Raw genomic sequence first — 20,230 nt, 5'->3', positions numbered from 1 at the left:
GTTTAATTAGTATGTCTCTCTTCTATGGACTGAATTTTATTCCATCCACGTGTTCTCCCACAAAAATACGGGCCATGTCGGAAGTTTTATACCATGGCGGCTTTCCTTCCATTTTATCATGAATAAGCCTACCGTTTATTTTTAGCTTCTCAAAAACCAGGTTCTTAATTTTCTTTTCGTTATTATACCCCGCTATTATTGATAAATTGGCATTTTCCCCATTATATTCAACATTCCGAAATGTAACATTCTCGATACCCAAACCCGGTGCAGTACAATACTTTTCGTTGTAAAATATTCTGAGATTTATGAGCTGGCCTTCGCGAAAATCTTCTACCCGGATATCTTCAAAAAGTACATTTCTAACCAGGTTGTTGTCTCCGGCATTTATGGTCAAACATCCCTGGTAATCAATTTGCATTTCTTTATGATCCAGAATATCAATGTTTCGGTACGTTAAATCTTGAATGGTATCGGGATTTTCGCTATTGCCGTGAATCCCAATCATTATTGGGTGCGCCACATCGGCCCAAAGCGTTGAGTTTTGCATAGTGATATTTTTACAGCCACCGGCAAAACCTTTTCTGGTGGCATAAACGGTTGTGCAGTCATCTGAGTTTCTACAGAAAACCCTATCATACAGCACATTGTTACTGGCAAACACATTCATGCCATCGCCCCAACCGTAATAACTTATACTTTTTACATTTCGAATGGTAACAGAATCAGAACCACCAATGGCGCATTGGGTACAAAAAATTCCGTCCACCAACACATTTTTTGAGTTGGCAATGTGAACACCCATTTTTACGGTATGCTCAACCATACCGTTACCGATTATTTTTACATTTTGTGCATCGTGCACCAACAGCTGTCCGCGCAAAACCGCACCTCCATCAATGTAAACTGTTTTACCTGAAGCTACCTCTAACTTTTCATTTTCAAATTCATGAATGCCGGGTCCGAACCAAATTACATCGGGATTATTTTTGTTTGGTACACTTTTCAACAATGGGTTTGCAAAAAGATGTAGATTATGAAAAATATCGTTGTTCAGCTCAACCGACAAATTTCGAGGCTGATAAAGTTTAAAGCGAAGCGTGCGCTCGTTTATCTGAGGTTTAATTTCGTAGGATAATGGGCGAACTTTAGCCAATTCAATCGGCCCATTATTAGAAGTAATCTGAACTTCCACCTCGCCTGAAAAATCGAAGAAGCTCATTGAAGCGTTCTCTACATGGTGTTTGCTTCCTCTTACTTCATCTACTTTTATGAGGTAGGTTGGTATTTCTTGCCAATTTCCACCTGGTATTCTTACCTGTACTTTAAATACATCGTTAAGCAATGCTCCATCAGGCGCAGGATATGTTTTCAAAAAATTCCGGGCAAAGGCCGATGTTGTTAAAAACAAGCTTAAAACAATTAAGAATAGTTTTATGGCGTTGGCTTTAATCATTTTTTTAATACCCTCTTAAAAATGTTAACAGTAGCTGGTCAACATTTATAATGTACCGTTTTCGTTTATTTTTTTTAATCGGAGTAAAGCTTCAAGATAATAATAATCAGCATAAATAATTGATGCATCAATTTCGGAGCCATTTGGATGATGTCCGGTAGAGTGCAACAAAAAAGCCTGATTTTTATCGTTTGCCAAATACTGGTCGGTTGATAAGATACGGAGCATCTTTACAGCTGCGTTTTTGTATCTGGCCTTAAGTTTTTCGTCAGTAAGCAATGTAGATAATTCTAACATGCCCGATGAAGCTACACATGCTGCTGAAGCATCTTTCGGAGCTTCGGGTATGGCAGGGTCGTCGAAATCCCAGTATGGAATCCCATCTTCGGGTAAGCGTTCCAGAAACTTATCAGCCAGTTTCATGGCTACATCCAAAAAGCGTTTATCGCCTGTTTCTCGGTAAGTCATGGTATAACCATAAATACCCCATCCCTGACCACGAGCCCACATGGAGCTATCTGCATACCCCTGGTGGGTTACACCTTTCATAAAATGGCCATCGATGGTATCAAAAACAGCCACATGATAAGTTGAATAATCGGGTCGAATTAGAGTATTCATGCATGTTTCAGCATGTTTAACTGCAATGTCGTATAAGCGCTGATCGCCACCATTTTTTGCTGCCCAAAACAGCAGCTCAAGATTAATCATATTATCGATTATAGTGTTGTGGGGCCAGTTCATTTGCTCTACCATAACCGGCCACGACAAGATGGTACCAACCTTAGGATTGTAAAGCGTTGCCAGCGAGTCAGCTGTTACTAAAAGGAAATTTTTATACTCCTCATTTTCAATTAATCGGTTACCATTTCCCATACTACAGTACAGCATAAAACCCAGGTCGTGATTATCAACAGGCACATCCAGAATACCTTTTAGTGCTTCGGTATATTCTTTTGCATTCTCCAAAATATCCTGACTGCCAGAAGCTTCGTAAGCATACCATAAAATACCTGGCCAAAATCCACTCGTCCAGTCGTGAATGCCAACCTTATTCCATTCGGTTTGTGTGCTATAAATATTTCTTGGCAAACTATCGGAAACATGTAAGCTGTTCATTGTTGCGCTGGTTTTTGTTACTGCATAATCCAATAACTTACCTGCCTCAAAAGTTTCTGTATTTGCTTTTGGGCTTGTGCACGACACAGCAATTGCCAAGGCAACAATCCCGTATGCTAATTTCTTTATCATCTTTTAACCATTTAAATTCGTTTATATCTTCCTTTAAAGTAGAGATAATACACCTGAGTTTAAAGAGGGCATCCGAAGAAACGGATGCCTCTTTTGATCTAACCAAACTAACTATAATACAGGCTGTTTCTTCAACAAGCCCTATCTATGAAAAACTATCTCTGATCTATTTATTTTACTGTTTTTGTTGTGTGTAATCTGTTTTTCGTTTATTGGAAATTAGTCCAATGAAAAAAGTAATGTTCCAAATCCCAGCGAATCGAACCCGCCACTGTTTGGACCATAGTCTCCGCCGCCTCCTTCGGGGCGATGCAAGCGTGCTGCAATTTCAACATTGGGAGCTGCCAGATTTTTACGTTTTACGTAGTGATTATATAACACCTCCCAAATTGGGCGGCTTCCGCCGCGGCCCACATCGCTGATAACTGAATGATTAACGTTATCGCAATTATTATAAGGCTCAAAATAAACGCTTCCTAAATTGAAGTTATAGCGGGCAGCATATTCTGCTCCTTTTAATACGCGGTTATCGTCAAATCCATACAAGTCGTCGCCCTGCGTCCAGGCCATTTCACAAATCTCTCCTAAAAAACCCACACAAAGTAAAGCATGCCCCTGATCGCGGCCACTTTCCTGCAGCTGGCCCAATCCATCGGTATGAATATAATACACCGTCTTTTTTATTTGCCCGTTACCTTTGGCATCGTTATCATCAACCAGGTAAGCAATTGCTTCGTTGTAAATTGAAGCATCATCTGTTAATACCCCAATTGCCATAAGGTTAGCCAGATTACACAAATCCCAGTTGGCCCAATAATGTGTAATGCACGTATTCCAATGTGTTTCAAGAAATTCTTTACTTACCGGGTAAAATACATCCAGCATCCATTTTTTGTAGGCAAGAAAATCGGCTGCTGTCCATCCGTCATAATCGCGTAAAATTTCAGCAGCATTGGCAAACTGGTATCCATAAATACCTGCCCCAAGTGCTTTATTTGAGTTGCCCGTGATTTCTTTACATGTTGAAGCCCAGGCATTCAATATTTGCACTGCCTTGTCGGCGTAAGCTGTTTCTCCGGATATTTTCCATCGAATTGCCAACTGATAAGCCGCCGCAACGTCGTTCATTGCCCGACTGTAATTATCTGCTTCTGGTTCTTCTCTGGAATTTCCTCCCCTAATTAATTTTGCCGTAGGATTAGGATTATAGTTCAAACTCGCGTGCGAATTTGCAATTAATTTGTTCCACCCATCTATCCAAGGAGCCTCGTTGGCAGCTACCTTTTCTTTAATGCGATTAAGATCTTCTCGCGAATGTAGTAGCCCGGGGTGAATAAAGGTTTTATTTTCATCGATAAAGAATTCCTCCTCTTCCTCCTCGGGCTCTTCCTCTTCAAGAGGCGGATCAATGGGAGAATCGCTCCCTCCGCAACTGTAAAAAACCCCAATTCCAGATAGAAAAGCCAATACCAGTACTACCAGCTTCATTTTATTTTTCTTCATAATAACTTATTTTAGCGAACTCTGGATTGCGTAAGTGGAATTAATTTTCGAGCAATACCAAAACGAAAAAGTGAAAGTTATGCCGGTACTTTTAACCGGCATAACTTGTTATTAATTACAGCCCAATAAACGCTTCAAGTTCTTCCCGGCTTTTAAATGTTCTGTGCCAATCAACCCAATATCCCAGTTCATCGGATAAAACATCTGCGGCTTTTATTTGCCACCATGAACCTTCTTCTTTGATATCGTTATCTCCACCCCAGGTTGAGGCATCAACCCAAAGTACATTGTAGGCCGCATAATCATCGCTAAATTGACCAAGACGATCGTAGAAAATATTGCCTTTAGCTGGTCGTGGACCTCCTAATGAACCATCATTTTGGATCCAATACACTTTAATGGCATAAATCGGGTATTCTTTTGAGTATACCCACGGCTCCTTATCGATTTCACTTCCGGCACCCCACTTGCCTCCAAAAGAATAAACAAAATCGGCTCTGTTTTTATTAACACCATCCGAAGGTGCTGCAAAACTTACTTTACAATATCCGCCTTCAATAGCTGTTGTTGTAGGTCCGGCCCAGCCACTTTGATCGGGTTTTCCAATCCAGTCGTCATAGACATCAAGTGTTACTGCTCTTGGACTATCGTTAAATTCAAACACATATTTTCCAGGAGGAGGCGTAACATATTCTTCAAGTTCCTGTACACTTCCGAACGATTTTACCCAATCCACCTGATAGCCGGTTTCATCGGTTGTAATATCAGCAACTTTCCATTGGAAAGTGGTTAAAGTTGTAGGTTCATCTGTTGATATTGTAGCACCGGAACCAAAGGTATTCCTCAAATCGAAGTAATAAACATCACCTTGTAAAATACCATCCCAGTTATTTGAACCATTTTTGTATTTTCCCAGGTTAGTGTCGAAAATAAAGTTACCACTGTTTGGCTTATTTATCATTCGGATTGCAACAATTGGATATAATCCGGCATGCACACTCGCACCACCTTCATGTCTAAAATCAGCACGACGTTTACTTGCAGTCATATCGTAACTCACATTCATAAATCCTCCTACAACTTCATTTGAAGAATTATGTGAAGTTACCCAGCCTTCATTATCACCATCATTGTTGAATTCGTAGTTTAATCCAATAAACGGATAAGAGAAAACAGGACCTGTAAGAATTTGTTGTCCAATTGCCAATGTTATGGCTCCTCTTACACCGCCATCCGGTACTATTACAACGATTTCATTTTCGTTAATTGATACAATTTCAGCTTCAACATCCCCGCTAAATGTAACTGTAACAGCGGAAGCATCGGTTCCAAAATTCTCGCCCAAAATGTTTAGCTGTGTTCCGGCAGGTGCTTCTTCTGGTGATATGCTGCTAATTTTAGCACCAGGTATAAAGGTAAATTCATCGGTAAATTCTTTTACATGTGTCCAAACTTTAACCGAAATTAACCCGGTACCTGCATCGGCAGGTACACGAACCTTTATTTGCTGATCGGCATAACTTACATAATCGCTTGCAACTACACCATTGAAAGTTATCGTTGCGGCATCGGCATATTCGCCAAAATTTGTACCGCTAATGGTCACTTCTTCACCTGGTCTTCCCGATTTAGGGCTAAAATCACCCACTGTAATTTCCGGGTATTCAACCAGGTTATCTTCGTACTCCTTTTCGAAGTCGGTGCACGAATTATACACCAATCCTCCTACAATAAGGGCAGTAAAAAGTAATATATATTTTATTGATCTTTTCATAATTCCTACGTTTTAGATTTTATGTTGATTAATAACCCGGATTCTGAGTTAAGTTACTATTCAGGTTAATTTGCTCAAGCGGAATAGGCCACAAGTAATGTGTACGCTGGAAGTTGCGGTTTGATGCCGGATCGAGAAGCAATACCCTGCGATCGCCAACTCCTGTTGATTTAACAACTTCTCCATACGGATAGCCGTTGGGGTTGTATAATTCAGCATTGTTTTCGAAATCGGTTCCTTCAATTACATTACCACAAATATCCTGGTTAAGTACTTCTTCGGCAACGCCCCAACGTTTTAAATCGTTAAAACGGCTATTTTCAGCATATAATTCTACTGCACGTTCGCGTTTTATTTCTTCGCCAATATCAAGACCATTTGCACTGGCAAATGCATTCGTAAATGCAGGTAAACCGGCACGTGCTTTAATTTTATTGATTGATGCATTTAACTCGGCGTCAGACAGTGAACCATTTAATTCATAAAGCGCTTCGGCATAAATAAGATAAACCTCGGCCAAACGAATTTGCGGATAGTCAAACGATTCGGTGTTTGCTGCGCGGTAACTTCCGTAATTATACGAACGGAATTTACGACATTCGTAACTTGCACCGCTACCACCACCAGGGCCAATAAGGTTTACAGAACCATCCTCGGGTGTATCCCAGGTTACCGAGCTAGCAAAATAAGAAGTAAGACGGTAATCGCGGTTTTGGTATTCATCGGATAATTTTGTGTACCCTTTAAACAATGGCGATTTATCAACCGGAAGACCATCGGCACACAAGAACATATCCATAAATTTGCGTGTAGCCACAAGCCTGCTGGCAACGGTATGACTAATGTTTGTATTTCCCTGGTATAGATCGTAATCGAACTTCGTATAAAGAATAAACTCTTTGTTGCTTGATTTGGTTAATCCGGCAGGATTTGAGCCTTCATCTTCAAGGTTAAACAGGTACAAATTACTCCAGTTGCTTAACTGGTCGTTGAAGTTCCACAGCTCGTAACCACCATTATCCATTACATCTTTGGCCAGCTCTTTGGCCATGGTTAACATTTCGTTTACTGTAGGATAACCGGCAGGTTTAGCAGAACCGGCTCCAGCCGAAGTTCCATCTCCATCGGTTGATTCACCAACATATTTCTCCCAGGTAGCTTCGTAAAGTAAGAGCTTGGCTTTGAGCGCCTCGGCAGCCCATTTACTAATTTTTCCTTTATCCGAATCCGGAATATTTTGTTCTGCTGGCAGGCCGGCAATCGCCGCATCTAAATCAGCCAGGATTTGCGCCATAACTTCGTAGCGGCTGCTTCGTGGCCCGGTTAACTCAGGTGAATCCAAATCGATTACACTTGTAACAATCGGTACACCTCCAAATCGTTGCAATAAGAAGCCATGATAATAAGCTCTGAAGAATTTTGAAACCGCAACATATTGTGCAATCTCAGCAGGATCGCCATCGTATTCTTCTGCTTTTTCAAGAACAATATTAACTGCTCTTAAATACTCGTATGATTTTGTCCAGTAACTATCTGAATTTGGAGCAACAACAACGCCGCGTCCGTAGTCTTGTGCCAAAGCAGTCAGGTCGGTACCGTAATCCATAATTTCGGTACTAATGTTTCTCCAACCAATCATTTTATTATAAAAATCGTTGGTAGCCGCTTTAAAATGCTCCGGTGATTTAAAATAGGCTGCTTCGGTTGAAGCATCGAGCGGATCGAGCTCAAGGAAATCATCCTGACAGGCTGTAAACAAAGTTAATCCAGCTATAAGTAATATTAATATCTTTTTCATCTTGTTAATCTTTTATGGGTTAGAAAGATACATTTACACCAAACGACCAGGTTCTGCTGAACGGATAAGAATTCTGAGTACTTTCTCCGTACTCCGGATCATAACCATCTTTTAAACTGGTAAATTCAAACAGATCGTTTCCAGAGAAATAAATACGTAGTTTTTCCAGATTGTACTTATCTATTTTCAGGTCGTTAAACGTATATCCAACAATTAATGATTTTAAGCGGATGTAGCGGTTATTTTGCAACATAAAATCGTTGTTATTCCAGTTCCAACGCGCTCTCGTTGTATAATAAGTCATTCTTGGGAACTCAGCTCCGGTATTGTCTTCGGTCCATGTTTTACCTATGTATGCGGCATTTTGGTTGGTCCATACCAGGTGGAAAGGATAAGGAGTCCATCCACTTCTGTGGATTTTCTGGTCGAGTACTCCCTGGAAGAATCCGGAAAGATCGAAGTTTTCATACTTTAATCCGATGTTTAAACCGTAGTTGTAGTGAGGAGCCGCATCGCCCATATATTTCACATCTCCGTTAGCGTCGTCGATATTACCGGTTCCTTCAATTGACCCACTATTATCAAGATCCAGCTTTTTAGTATCACCTTTTCTTAGGGTAGAAGTCAGGTCGCTACTATTTGGCACCTCTCCACCGTTACCAACAGCTGAATAATAAGCTGCAACATCGGCATCACTTGCAAAATAGCCATCGGTTTGATACATAAACCATGAATTTAGCGGATAACCTTGTACAGTGGTATTTTTACCTGCACTATAAGTACTTACACCTTCCATCGAAACCAGTTCGTTTTTTGCATCGCCAATATTAAAGGTAACGTTGTATTCAAAATCGCCAACTTTATTGCGGTATCCTAAAACAGCTTCCCAACCTTTTGTTTCCAACACACCACTGTTTGATTTTGGTGCAGAACCTCCAAGTACGTCAGGATAATTGATACTAATTAACATACCGTCGTTTTTCTTAAAGAAATAGTCGAACGACCCGAATACCTTACCATTCATCAATTGAAAGTCGGTACCTACGGTAAGGTTAGATACCCTTTCCCATGTCCTGGTGTTACTTGTTATTCCTTTAACCGATGAAGCATTTTGCTGGCTTGCATTAGCTGTTCCAAAAATTGCTGTCCCAAAATCCATTGTAGAAACATAATCGTAGTTTGAGATACCCACCTGGTTCCCCATTTCTCCGTAACTGGCTCTTAACTTTAAATAACTTAAAAAGTCATTCTCTTTTAAAAAGCTTTCTTCGGTAACTATCCAACCCAATGAACCGCCTAAAAAGTTTTGCCATTTGTACCCTGAGGCAAATTTCGATGAACCATCTCTACGACCATTCACTTCAACCAGGTATTTATCTTTGTAGTTGTAGTTTAAACGGCCAACATAGCCATACAAGCCCCAGTGGCCTGCACCGCCAACGGCTTCAACTTTTTCTTCCGTTGATCCCATGCTCAGGTCGTAAACTCCTAGGTCCTCGAAACCTTTTCGGTAGCCATACAGGTTTTTGTCCTCACTTAATTCGGCAGTTGCACCCAACATTCCTGAAACCTTGTGGTCTCCGAAATTCTGGTTATAATTAACAAAACCACCATAGGTTTGGTAGAATACCGTGCGGTTGCGTTCGCGAATTGATGACGACGAGTTTACCGACTCGGCAGCCAGTTCGCCAAACCAGGTATATTGGGGTACCGTAATCTGGTACATCTGATAAGCATAAAAATCATTATCGAATGAAGCATTACCCCGTACACTCCAGTTCTCATTTATTTTAATTGTACCGGCAAAATTCAGTTTTAACTGGTTGCGTTTTGTTGTTTCTTTTCCACCGTCAACTGTTGCAGCAACAGAGTTTCGGTTACCTGCAATATTAAAGTTGGCATACCACTGTCCGTAAGGGTTTTTAGCCGGGAAGAATGGTGGATCGTGCGAAATCGACATGGTTCCAAAACCGCTTGATGGATTTTGTACTTCAGTATTGAAATAGGAAACTCCTGTTTCAAGTTTAAACCAATCCGTTACATCATAATCATAGTTTAACCTCAGGTTGTACTGCACTTTTCCGTCGTATGCCGTTTGCAGCATCCCTCGGTTTTCTGCATATCCTCCAGAGATGCGGTATGATGATTTATCAGAAGAACCGGACAAACTAACGTTTTGCTGATTTGAAACTGAAGAGCCATACATTTCATCAAAGCGCGGATAATCGCCAATAAAAATATCTCCCCAATATTGCGTCGGATAAATTCCTTCTTCGCCAGCTTGCATACGCAGTAAATTTTCTTTTGACTGCCATCCCCAATAGTTGGCCTGATCACCATCCTGCTCTGCAGCTTCCAGCCAAACTGTTGCATATTGGCTCATAGTTGGAGTTGGTGGACGGATACCAAGCGTATTTATCATTACCTGGCTATTTACTTCCACGTTCATTTTTCCTTTACCTTTTTTTGTGGTAACCAGGATTACACCATTTGCTGCACGCGAACCATAAATAGCTGCCGAACCGTCTTTCAAAATACTGATTGACTCAATATCATCGGCATTCATGCTATTAAATGCCTCGCTGTTAATTGCTGGCGAACCATCAATTACAATTAAAGGGTCGCCACCATTAACCGAAGTTGCGCCACGAATTTGAAAATCAAAATTTTCTTTCCCCGGACGAGAAGAACTACGTGTAACAACCAGACCAGGAGTTTGTCCCTGAAGTGCCAGTGCCGGGCTGGTTACTGCCCTATCCTCAAACACTTCGGCTTTAACAGTTTCAACTGATCCGGTTAGTGTTGCTTTCTTTTGTGTACCATAACCAATGGCAACAACTTCTTCCAGGCCAATAGCCTCGGTTTCCAATGCAACATCAAAAGTAGTATTGCCGGCAATTGCAACATCCTGGGTTTTCATTCCCACAAACGAGAATTGTAACATTGTTGCATCTGACGGAATTTCCAGGTTAAAATTTCCATCAATATCGGTAACAGTTCCGGTGGTGGTTCCTTTAACTACCACGGTTACACCCGGTAGCGAAACTCCACTATCATCCTTAACTGTACCACTTACGGTTTTTGTCTGTTGAGCAAAAACCGAACTGCTTACCAGCACTAATACCATGGTAATAATACTGATGAGTGAAAACAGACTTTTACCTCTGTCTCCCAAAAAAACATTCGGATTTTTCTTTTTCATAATTTAGATTTTAACAGAATTATTGATTTAATAATCACTCAAAATATTTAAAGTTTCAATCGATTCTTATTGTCAGTTTACTCTGAAAATTTGAACAAAACGCATAAAATTTGTATCGCTCAAATAAACCATATTGCAATGTTAAAAAGTGTTTAATAATTCGACTGTAATTCATAATCCAATCGATGTAAATTATGGGCCACATAAAAAAAAACACCATCAAAAACCTCGCAAAACCACAACAAACAAAACCACCCAAACAACTAACTATCTGCTATTTATATACACCCCGCCAGCCAAAAGCACTTTTTATAACAAGCACCTCTGACCAGGCAATATAACAAATGGTTCAGGCAGTATAACTTATGAACCACAAGTAGTTATTTAAACGACGAATTTTAGCGTAGCTCGCATTATGGCAATAAAAATTGTACAACCATTACATAGTAAAAAATTATCAGATACTTCAGTAGTGGATTAGAAAAAACCTAACTATTGCGTGCTATGTATTCATTGGGAGTTATTTTGAAATGTTCCCTGAATGTTTTACTGAAGTAGGAAGTAGAATTAAATCCAGACATATATGCTACTTCTTTAATTGGAAGTTTTTTGTTTATTAACAAATCAGCTGCGTACTTTAATCTAACCGTTCGAATAAACTGTGTTGGAGAATGGCCGGTGATCGAGGTAATTTTTCGGAAGAAGGTTGTGCGACTAACCGAAAGTTCCTTTAACAGGGCTTCAAGATTAAAGTCAGATTTATCGATATTATCAATAATTACTCTAGTAGCTTTATCAAGAAATGCCTCGTCGGTTGAATTGGTGGTAACTTCTTTCGAAATATACACCCCCCCCGGAGCATTATATTTTTCGCGAAGTTTAAGCCTTGACGCGATTAAATTCTCCAGCCTGATTTTAAGTACGTTCATATTAAATGGCTTGGGAATATAATCATCGGCTCCCGTTATAAAGCCTTCAATTTTGTCCTTATCCAAATTTCTTGCTGTTAGCAGAATTACGGGTATATGGCAGGTATCAAAATTATTCTTTAAGCTCTTACACAACTCAAATCCATCCATTTCAGGCATCATAACATCGCTAACAATAATATCGGGAAAATACCGGAGCGCCTTTTTTAAACCATCTTCGCCATTGAACGATTGAAAAACCCGATATTTTGTTTCCAGCTCCTGTTTTAATTGTGATTGAAGCAATTTATTATCTTCTACAATCAGGATTGTTTTTTCCCGACCATCACTGCTCTCATCTATCGACACAGAGTGAACACTTCCTTCTTCCACACTATCGGTACTTTCAATTTCATATTCAACTGACTGAATAGAAACCTGGTCAAAACTGTATTCTCCCGGCAATAATTTTTTAACTTCTTTAGCACGATGATCCAACAACATGGGAAGCTTAACAACAACCGTTGTTCCTTCACTTTTTCTACTTTCAACATCTATTGATCCACCCAATAAATCTACCAGGCTTTTTGTATAATTTAAACCAATCCCTGTTCCTGTTTTTGTGTTATCTGGTTTATAAAAACGACTAAAAACATTTTTTAGATGATCGGAAGAAAATCCGATTCCATTATCAATAATCATTATTTCCAGCACTTCTTGCATTGGTGTTCGTGAAAACGGATAAGATTTTGACCTTATTTTTGCTGTCTTTTTACTTATCACCAGTTCTACTTTTCCGTTAATACCAGTATATTTCAAGGCATTAGACAACAGGTTTGTCAATATTTTCTCAAGCTTATCAGGGTCGAATTTGCTTGTAAGGCTTTTTACTGCCGGAGAAAAAATATATTGAATATTTTTCTGTTCGGCCATATCCTTAAAGAAATCAAAAACCAGGTTCGAGAAATTGATTACATCTCCCTCAAGCAGGCTTATTTCTGCTTTTCCCATATCTACTTTTCTGAAATCAAGGATCTGATTGACAAGATTTAACAAACGATGCGAACTACGCTGAATTGTTTTTGCCGAATCTTTTACCTCATCAATATTTTCAGATTCGAGAATCTTATCAACAGGGTTTAAAATCAGAGTTAATGGTGTTCTAAACTCATGAGCGACATTAATAAAAAAACGAAGTTTCAGTTGATCCAGTTCATGCTCTTTCTCTTCGTTTACAATTTTTGTATAATATTTTAAAGTAACCCATGTAATTAAAACTGCCAGAATAACATACAAAGTATACGCCCACCATGATTTCCACGGAGGCGGTAAAACCTTAATTTTAATACTTGTTTGCCCTGCATTGTCCCAATGGCTGTAGAGCGATGTTTTTACTTCAAATTCATAATCGCCAGGTAGCAGGCTCGAGTAATTTGCAGTCCGGTTCGAACCTGAAAGAATAAAATCATTATCCAGGTTTTTCATTCGGTAAGCATAGTTAATACGCTCTGGGTTTGCATAATAGAGTGCTACAAAATCGAAAGAAATATGTCTTTCATCATATTTTAACTCAATTAAATCAAGATCTGCCAGAGGTTTTGGTAATAAAACCCTGTTTTTCAGGGTATCTCCTACTCCTACCGGATTATTAAAAAGTCGCAATTGTGTTAATACCGGAAGGATGCTATCGGGTTTATGTATAAAATTCTCCGGATCAAAAATATTCACCCCGTTAATACCGCCAACTATAATTTTACCATCGTTGGTAATATCTATTGATTTACTTTGAAACTCAATTCCTTGAATTCCATCATTGCTGGTATAGTTTACAAATTCGTTTGTTTTAGGGTTAAATTGCGTAAGGCCACCTTTTGATGTAATCCATAAAAATCCATGATCATCTTCCTGAATACCTACAATCAGGTTATTAGGTAAGCCATCTTTATCAGTATACGAACGAATATAATTTAACGAACCATCCAGTTGATGTAAGCCCAAATCGGTACCTAACCAGATATTTCCTTCGTGGTCTTCGTTTATAAAGTTAATCCGGTATCCCTGAATCTTCTCATTTTTTAAAAGTTTAAAGTCAACATTAACAATACCTTTATTGTAGGCTTCATTAAGATTTAAAACATTTAAACCCATTGAGGTACCTATAAACAACCTGTTTTTAGAATCGATATGCAAGGAAAAAACAAAATTACTTTTGATACTGTTTGTATCGGCCGGATTAGTTAAAAAACGAATGAATTGATTTTTTTTGTAGTCAAAATAATTTAAACCTGCTGTTTGCGTACCTATCCACAAACCACCGTTTTTATCTTCTTTTGCACACCAGACCGAATTGTCACCTATGGAGTTCGGATTATTCGGATCGTTAACAAAACGTTTAAATTGATGTGTTGTAGGATTAAATAAGTTAAGCCCGCGGTCCCAGGTGCAAATCCACAAATAGTTATTGCAACTTTTTTCAAGATAAGTTATTTTATTAGAGCTCAGCGAGTTCTCATCTGCTTCATCAGCTAAAAAGTGTTGAAACGTTTCGGTATCCTGATTAAAAAGGTTAAGCCCTCCACCATCTGTTCCAATCCAGATTCTTCCATCGTCATCTTGAATTACCGATTGCGCCCTTTCTGAACTCAAAGAGTTTACTACCCCTGGTTTATGAAAATAATGTTTAAAATTTGATTTAGATAATACTAATTTACATATTCCTTCATTGTAGGTAGACAACCAATAAATTCCTGCCTTATCCTCAAGAGCTGAAGATATCTGGTTATTAGGTATGGAGAACTGATTGTTTTCATCATGTTCCAAATGTTTTAAAATGCCCAGTTTCTTATCGTAAAGAAAGATACCATAACCATCGGTTGTAATCCAAAAAACACCTTTACTGTCGATATAAATATCAAATATTGGGATTGAATTTTCGACAATATTCCGAATTTCAAAAATATTTTCGGATTTATTCCATACAACCATTTTCGAAAGATCGTTTCCAATCCAGAAATCGCCATCAAAATCTTCGATAAAAATTTTAGGTAAATGCCCTAAAATAAAATCACTGCTAACATCAATAAGTATGCGGTTGAATGAGTTTGTTGCCTGGTCATATTTATTTAAACACTTGCCATTGGTGCCCAGCCAAATATTGCCTTTATTGTCTTTAAAAACTGTTGTAACCTCGTTGTGATCCAACGATTTGCCGCTATATGGACTGTGCACATAATATTGTATCGGCAGTTCGTCTATCCTATCCAGATAATCTTCTACAAGACTGATTAAACAGACTCCATTATTGGTTGCAACCCATACTTTATTATTCTGTTCATCAAAAAACACATCGTTAATCACATTGAGGCTATTGTACGCTGCATCCTTTTCGGTTCCTAAAACTATACGATAAAACAGTTCTCTTTCGCGATCAAATACGTTTAATCCATTCCAGGTTCCCACCCAAAGATTTCCCGTTTTATCACCAGTTATTGAAAGTATCCTGTTATTACTTATCGCAAAAGGATCGGTTATAGAAGGCTTATAGGTTTTAAATGTATAACCATCATATTTATTCAAACCATCAATAGTGCCAAACCATAAGAAACCATCACTATCCTGATATATTTCGGTACAGGTACTACTGGACAGACCGGCAGAGGTAGTATATTTCTCAAACTTCAGATTGGAATAGTTTTGCCCGAAAACAACAAAAGCAAACAAAATGAAACAAAATGATAGCAAACTTCTCACACAAATCTATTTTTAATTAGGAAACGAATTTAATTCAAATTAATTAATTTCCGACAGTATAGGTAGTTTCAGGAGTCAAAACGCAACGCGCACAAATAGTCTTTACATCCCCAATATTCTCTTTTGAACACGTCACTCACCTGCTGCTTTATAAATGCGCTTCATGTTGCGATGGTAAGTGTTGGCAAGGCGGGTATGGAAATATGGATATAAAAAATGGTCGCGCAAAACCGACTGGCTTTTAAAATAAGTTCGATGCGTAATTTTTGTATAGCCTTTGCGTGTTTGACTAAAACTCAGCTGTTGTTTTCCGTGTGTTATATTATCAGCTACATAACTGAATTCAATAACTTTATCGTTCGTATCAACAGTAGTTATCTCAAATGCGGTGGCCAGTTTTTTTAGTTTTAAAACATGTAGGTTTAAATAAATTATTTGTCCGGCATCAATACCATCTACATATTCGTTTGGATATACAAGTTGATTACTGTTTTTTGAATACAACAAGCCAAATGAAAAACGCGACGCATTCCAGGCTACCGATGGATTGGTGTGAATATAGTGCGACCAAACCTTTAACAAACTATCCTTTACAATATATTCCCGTTCGTGAAAACGAAAACCATCGATACTTGCTGTAGGCTCAAGCGATGGTTTAACATCCATAAAGGTTGCTGTATTATTATTCATTTGCACCTGCACGTACTGAGCCACTTCCAATTGCCCAACTTTATCAAACTGAACATCTGATAAGTACCCTTGTGCCTTACTAAAATAAGCACACATCAGTACACCTGTAAATAGAAGTAGAAATCTTTTCATCGCCCACAAGCAGTTTAATGCTGCCAACAAATATCTGTTTTTTTAAGTTCTCTTACAACATCCGGCATTTTTTTACTTCATATAACCTCATTGTTATTTCGCCGTATATCAACATATTAAATAGAATAATAAATTCACAAAATGCATACAAAAAATAAAAAGCCCAACAAAAGAGCCCGCATTATTTTGTATTCATTTTTTGCCCTCACCTTACTTTTACTTACCGTTTGGTTTGGCCTACGATTATTGGGGAGTATTTGATTTCTCTGATTAGCCAGTATACAAACAATATCCTTAACTTTAAGCCATCAGTAAATTAAATGAAAAAGAAAATTATACTATTAATCAGCGTTTTCTTCTTATTGTATGGAAACGCCTTTACCCAGGTTAGCAGTACAATCCAGGATGAACAAATTTTCAATCAGCTACTATGCAGTATGGTAGCTCATAAAGATAAAACTACGGCCGAATTGGTAGTTATGTGCAGCAAACTATTGATGAACACACCATACACTGCGCACACACTTGAAATAGAGCCGGAACATTTGGTCGTTAATTTAAGAGAAATGGATTGCACCACCTTTGCCGAAAACTGCCTTGCCATTGCGCAAACTGTAAAAACAAGAAATCCGGACTTTGATACCTTTACTTATCAATTAAAACAAATTCGTTACCGCAATGGACAAATTAAAGGCTACCCCTCTCGCCTGCATTATTTTAGCGATTGGATTTACAATAACGACCAAAAAATGCTTGTCGAATCATTATCAAAGGAGCTCGTAAACACGCCTTACCACAAAACAATAAACTTTATGAGCAAGCACCCAAACAGCTACCCACAATTAAAAAACAATACAGCATACATCCAAGACCTGACAAAAATAGAGCATCAGTTAACACGCAGTAAACTGTTTTATATTCCCACCGAAAAATTAGAAAGTATAAAACACTTGCTTCAAGACGGAGATATTTTTGGAATTACAACCAATATTGAAGGCTTGGATATCATTCATGTTGGAATAATTGTTTTTAAAAATGATGAATTATATTTTATGCATGCTTCTACAAACGCAAAAAAAGTAGTTCTATCCAGCCAAACGTTATACAAGTATCTCAGCGAAAGAAAAACAGCAAATGGAATAATGGTTGCCAGGCCTTTATAAGCCGAAAGCCCGGTTCATTTTGACCGGTTTATTTCAATTTTCAAACTTTTATCTAAATTTTATGTTTCTGAATGAAATAAATTAGCCATTTATTCTGTAAATTAAACTCAAAACATACGAACACAATTTTATTAAATAATAGATTATGAAAAAAACAATGGTAAAAATTATGGTGGTCATGGCCATAATTATCGTAGGCACAATTACATCCAATGCACAAGAATTAGGTGTTCGATTTGGAGATGTTTCGGGAGGTAACGTTGCAATTGACGGTATTTTTAGCACCGGCCAGTTTAGCCGCGTACACGCCGATGTTTCGTTTGGCGATGGTCTGGGAATAGACCTTATCTGGGATTTTCTTTACCGCCCGCTTGCCGGTGAAGCCTTTAACTGGTATGTTGGTGTTGGCCCTTATATTTGGATTGACGACCCATTTTGGCTGGGGGCTGTTGGAGAAATTGGATTAGAATACCGCTTTAACGGAATACCTATCGCACTTGGAGCTGATTGGCGTCCGGCAATAAGTATTGTTGAAGAAACAGATTTTCATGCAAAAGGATTTGGACTAAATATCAGGTATATTTTTGGAAACTAAATACAAAAAAAAGCGTCGACTGACGCTTTTTTTATATCCCTAAGTTTCATTTACTGTCCCTTCATTTTAAAGTAGCGCCTGAGCAGAACTTTTTTTAAATCGCGGGCAATTACCTGGTGTGCAATAATTTCAATATGTGAATAATGAGGCAGATCCTTTTCAGCCTGAACAATTTCGCGATTGGTAATGTCTACCTGGTACAATACCGAAAGCAATAAATCATAGTTACGCTCAACCAGTAAACTTATCTGGTCAATAAGTTGCTGATGAAGCTCCTGATAGGCATTATCGATATCGCCCGAAAATGTTATTTCAACGCCAAACATTCCAAAATCTTTCATAATCTGCTCGGCCGTTTGCTGAACAATCTCTGCCTTATCCATCAACGATTCAAGATTGGTATTATTCACAACTGGTAAATTCATTTTCAATTTTTTATAAAGATAGAGCAACTTTGGCGCTACACAAATCCTTTTCCTGCTTTTAATTTTTTACTTTTATCAGGTACCAAAATAAACTAAAACCTTAGCAATGAAAAAAAGTCTTTTTACCCTGGCTATTCTATGTATTTTTTCGGTCGTTTCCATGGCTCAAAGCGAATTTAGTAAATCAGCCATTAGCATTGGCCTGGTAGTTGAAGATCTGCAAAAATCAATTGATTTCTACACCAATGTTATTGGAATGACAAAAACCGGCGAGTTTTCTGTATCAAAAGAAAAATGTCAGGCGCTTGGTTTAACTGACAGCTACCAGCTTGATGTAAGTGTTTTAAAACTGGAAGACAGCTAGCAAGCCAGCGAATGGAAGCTTATGAGTGTTGGAACAACAGCAAAACATCCGGAACAAAAATTTATGACCGACGATACCGGCATGCAATATATTACCATATTTGTAAAGCACTTAATACCGATAATGGAACGTGCAAAAAAACACCAGGTAAAAATATTAAGCGGCGAACCATCTACCCTTGGCGACAACCGGTATTTTTTGCTCGTGCAAGATCCTGACGGAACTTTTATTGAACTTATTGGTCCTAAATAAACCATGGCAATTCTAAATTTTCCGCAGCACAACACGCCTAAACAGCTGACCTACTAGCGATTAACACTGTCGCTTATTTTGAATTGAATCCTATGGCTAAATCAAATGCTTTTTTTGCGTAAATTCGACTAAATTTAAAATCTATTCGAAAAACAACTACTATGAGAAGGAAAAGTGAAGCAGGATACAGGTCATTATCACTTGGAGAGGAGATTTTTAATAGTATTACCCATGGAATTGGAACATTGCTAAGTATAGCTGCCCTGGTTTTATTGGTGGTTTTTGCGGCTATAAAAGGAAATGTATGGCACGTGGTAAGTTTTAGCATTTTTGGCAGCACCCTGGTATTACTTTACTTATCTTCAACCCTTTACCATAGTTTCACAAAAGAAAAACTTAAAAATTTATTTGTCAGATTCGATCATGCAGCCATTTTTTTACTCATAGCCGGCACCTATACTCCATTTGTACTTACCACAATTCGGGGAGCATTAGGGTGGACCCTTTTTGGAATAATTTGGGCACTGGCTATTACAGGAGTGGTCATTCGGTCGATATATTTAACCCGCTTCAGAAAACTGATGGTAGGCATTTACCTGGCCATGGGCTGGATGTTTTTGATGGCCATTGGCCCGATTGTTAAAAACCTTCCCGGGTCAAGTATTGCCTTTCTTTTTATTGGAGGAGGCTGTTACTCTATTGGCGTAATATTTTATGCATGGAGAAACCTGAAATACGGGCATGGCATTTGGCATTTATTTGTTTTAGCTGGTAGCATTATGCACTTTTTTTCGGTGTTATACAGTCTGAACTAAACCTTATTTCCGATTACCACAGTTTTAAGGGATCAGTTAGAATTTCAGGTGGAGCAACTCATTTAATTAGCTTGCTAATATGAAAGCCGAATCAATTAATAAGCTTAAACCCTCGCCGGGCAGGCCTTCATTTAGCTAAGGCTGATTTCCGC

12 protein-coding genes and 1 pseudogene are annotated in these 20,230 nt (G+C 38.5%); 4 read left to right on the top strand and 9 right to left on the bottom strand.

The window, feature by feature from the left end; all coding sequences use genetic code 11:
- Window positions 1–22 precede the first annotated feature (22 nt).
- From QZ574_RS16040 to QZ574_RS16005, 8 genes are all read right to left on the bottom strand, one after another.
- A complete protein-coding gene (locus QZ574_RS16040) occupies window positions 23–1,456 on the bottom strand; it encodes a glycosyl hydrolase family 28 protein (protein WP_297091370.1) in 1,434 nt (477 codons plus the stop codon).
- Window positions 1,457–1,501: 45 nt separating this feature from the next.
- Window positions 1,502–2,707, bottom strand: coding sequence for a glycoside hydrolase family 88 protein (locus QZ574_RS16035; protein WP_297091368.1), 1,206 nt, complete (start codon window positions 2,705–2,707; stop codon window positions 1,502–1,504).
- Between the two features lie 219 nt (window positions 2,708–2,926).
- Complete coding sequence (locus QZ574_RS16030; protein WP_297091366.1) at window positions 2,927–4,210, bottom strand: alginate lyase family protein; 1,284 nt, start codon at window positions 4,208–4,210, stop codon at window positions 2,927–2,929.
- A gap of 115 nt (window positions 4,211–4,325) precedes the next feature.
- Window positions 4,326–5,984, bottom strand: coding sequence for a DUF4979 domain-containing protein (locus QZ574_RS16025; protein ID WP_297091364.1), 1,659 nt, complete (start codon window positions 5,982–5,984; stop codon window positions 4,326–4,328).
- Between the two features lie 28 nt (window positions 5,985–6,012).
- On the bottom strand, window positions 6,013–7,782 hold the full coding sequence (locus QZ574_RS16020; RefSeq protein WP_297091362.1) for a RagB/SusD family nutrient uptake outer membrane protein: 1,770 nt from the start codon (window positions 7,780–7,782) through the stop codon (window positions 6,013–6,015).
- 19 nt (window positions 7,783–7,801) lie between these two features.
- Window positions 7,802–10,984, bottom strand: coding sequence for a TonB-dependent receptor (locus QZ574_RS16015; protein ID WP_297091360.1), 3,183 nt, complete (start codon window positions 10,982–10,984; stop codon window positions 7,802–7,804).
- Window positions 10,985–11,472: 488 nt separating this feature from the next.
- Window positions 11,473–15,642, bottom strand: coding sequence for a two-component regulator propeller domain-containing protein (locus tag QZ574_RS16010; protein ID WP_297091358.1), 4,170 nt, complete (start codon window positions 15,640–15,642; stop codon window positions 11,473–11,475).
- Between the two features lie 132 nt (window positions 15,643–15,774).
- Complete coding sequence (locus QZ574_RS16005; RefSeq protein ID WP_297091356.1) at window positions 15,775–16,464, bottom strand: hypothetical protein; 690 nt, start codon at window positions 16,462–16,464, stop codon at window positions 15,775–15,777.
- Between the two features lie 320 nt (window positions 16,465–16,784).
- Between QZ574_RS16005 and QZ574_RS16000 the strand changes: the two genes are divergently transcribed.
- On the top strand, window positions 16,785–17,627 hold the full coding sequence (locus tag QZ574_RS16000; RefSeq protein WP_297091354.1) for an N-acetylmuramoyl-L-alanine amidase-like domain-containing protein: 843 nt from the start codon (window positions 16,785–16,787) through the stop codon (window positions 17,625–17,627).
- A gap of 145 nt (window positions 17,628–17,772) precedes the next feature.
- The gene (locus QZ574_RS15995) at window positions 17,773–18,222 is read left to right on the top strand and encodes a hypothetical protein (RefSeq protein WP_297091352.1); all 450 of its coding nucleotides are present in this window, start codon (window positions 17,773–17,775) and stop codon (window positions 18,220–18,222) included.
- 50 nt (window positions 18,223–18,272) lie between these two features.
- Here the strand turns inward: QZ574_RS15995 and QZ574_RS15990 are convergent, their stop codons facing one another.
- Window positions 18,273–18,647 carry a hypothetical protein gene (locus QZ574_RS15990; RefSeq protein ID WP_297091350.1) on the bottom strand — a complete coding sequence of 125 codons (375 nt, stop codon included), beginning with the start codon at window positions 18,645–18,647 and terminating at the stop codon, window positions 18,273–18,275.
- Between the two features lie 106 nt (window positions 18,648–18,753).
- On the opposite strand from QZ574_RS15990, the pseudogene QZ574_RS15985 reads away from it, so the two are divergent.
- Together QZ574_RS15985 and QZ574_RS15980 are read left to right on the top strand one after the other, a co-directional pair.
- Window positions 18,754–19,263, top strand: a pseudogene (locus tag QZ574_RS15985) (VOC family protein).
- A 161-nt stretch (window positions 19,264–19,424) separates the two neighbouring features.
- The gene (locus tag QZ574_RS15980) at window positions 19,425–20,078 is read left to right on the top strand and encodes a hemolysin III family protein (protein ID WP_297091346.1); all 654 of its coding nucleotides are present in this window, start codon (window positions 19,425–19,427) and stop codon (window positions 20,076–20,078) included.
- Window positions 20,079–20,230 lie beyond the last annotated feature (152 nt).

The sequence above is a fragment of the uncultured Draconibacterium sp. genome (genome assembly GCF_913063105.1).
Classification (GTDB): Bacteria; Bacteroidota; Bacteroidia; order Bacteroidales; family Prolixibacteraceae; genus Draconibacterium.
This window is presented reverse-complemented; position numbering and strand designations above follow the sequence as displayed.

Bases quoted from the DNA above. Each gene is read 5' to 3' on its own strand.
- QZ574_RS16040 (WP_297091370.1), bottom strand. From the start codon at position 1,456: ATGATTAAAGCCAACGCCATAAAACTATTCTTAATTGTTTTAAGCTTG.
- QZ574_RS16035 (WP_297091368.1), bottom strand. From the start codon at position 2,707: ATGATAAAGAAATTAGCATACGGGATTGTTGCCTTGGCAATTGCTGTG.
- QZ574_RS16030 (WP_297091366.1), bottom strand. From the start codon at position 4,210: ATGAAGAAAAATAAAATGAAGCTGGTAGTACTGGTATTGGCTTTTCTA.
- QZ574_RS16025 (WP_297091364.1), bottom strand. From the start codon at position 5,984: ATGAAAAGATCAATAAAATATATATTACTTTTTACTGCCCTTATTGTA.
- QZ574_RS16020 (WP_297091362.1), bottom strand. From the start codon at position 7,782: ATGAAAAAGATATTAATATTACTTATAGCTGGATTAACTTTGTTTACA.
- QZ574_RS16015 (WP_297091360.1), bottom strand. From the start codon at position 10,984: ATGAAAAAGAAAAATCCGAATGTTTTTTTGGGAGACAGAGGTAAAAGT.
- QZ574_RS16005 (WP_297091356.1), bottom strand. From the start codon at position 16,464: ATGAAAAGATTTCTACTTCTATTTACAGGTGTACTGATGTGTGCTTAT.
- QZ574_RS16000 (WP_297091354.1), top strand. From the start codon at position 16,785: ATGAAAAAGAAAATTATACTATTAATCAGCGTTTTCTTCTTATTGTAT.
- QZ574_RS15995 (WP_297091352.1), top strand. From the start codon at position 17,773: ATGAAAAAAACAATGGTAAAAATTATGGTGGTCATGGCCATAATTATC.
- QZ574_RS15990 (WP_297091350.1), bottom strand. From the start codon at position 18,647: ATGAATTTACCAGTTGTGAATAATACCAATCTTGAATCGTTGATGGAT.
- QZ574_RS15980 (WP_297091346.1), top strand. From the start codon at position 19,425: ATGAGAAGGAAAAGTGAAGCAGGATACAGGTCATTATCACTTGGAGAG.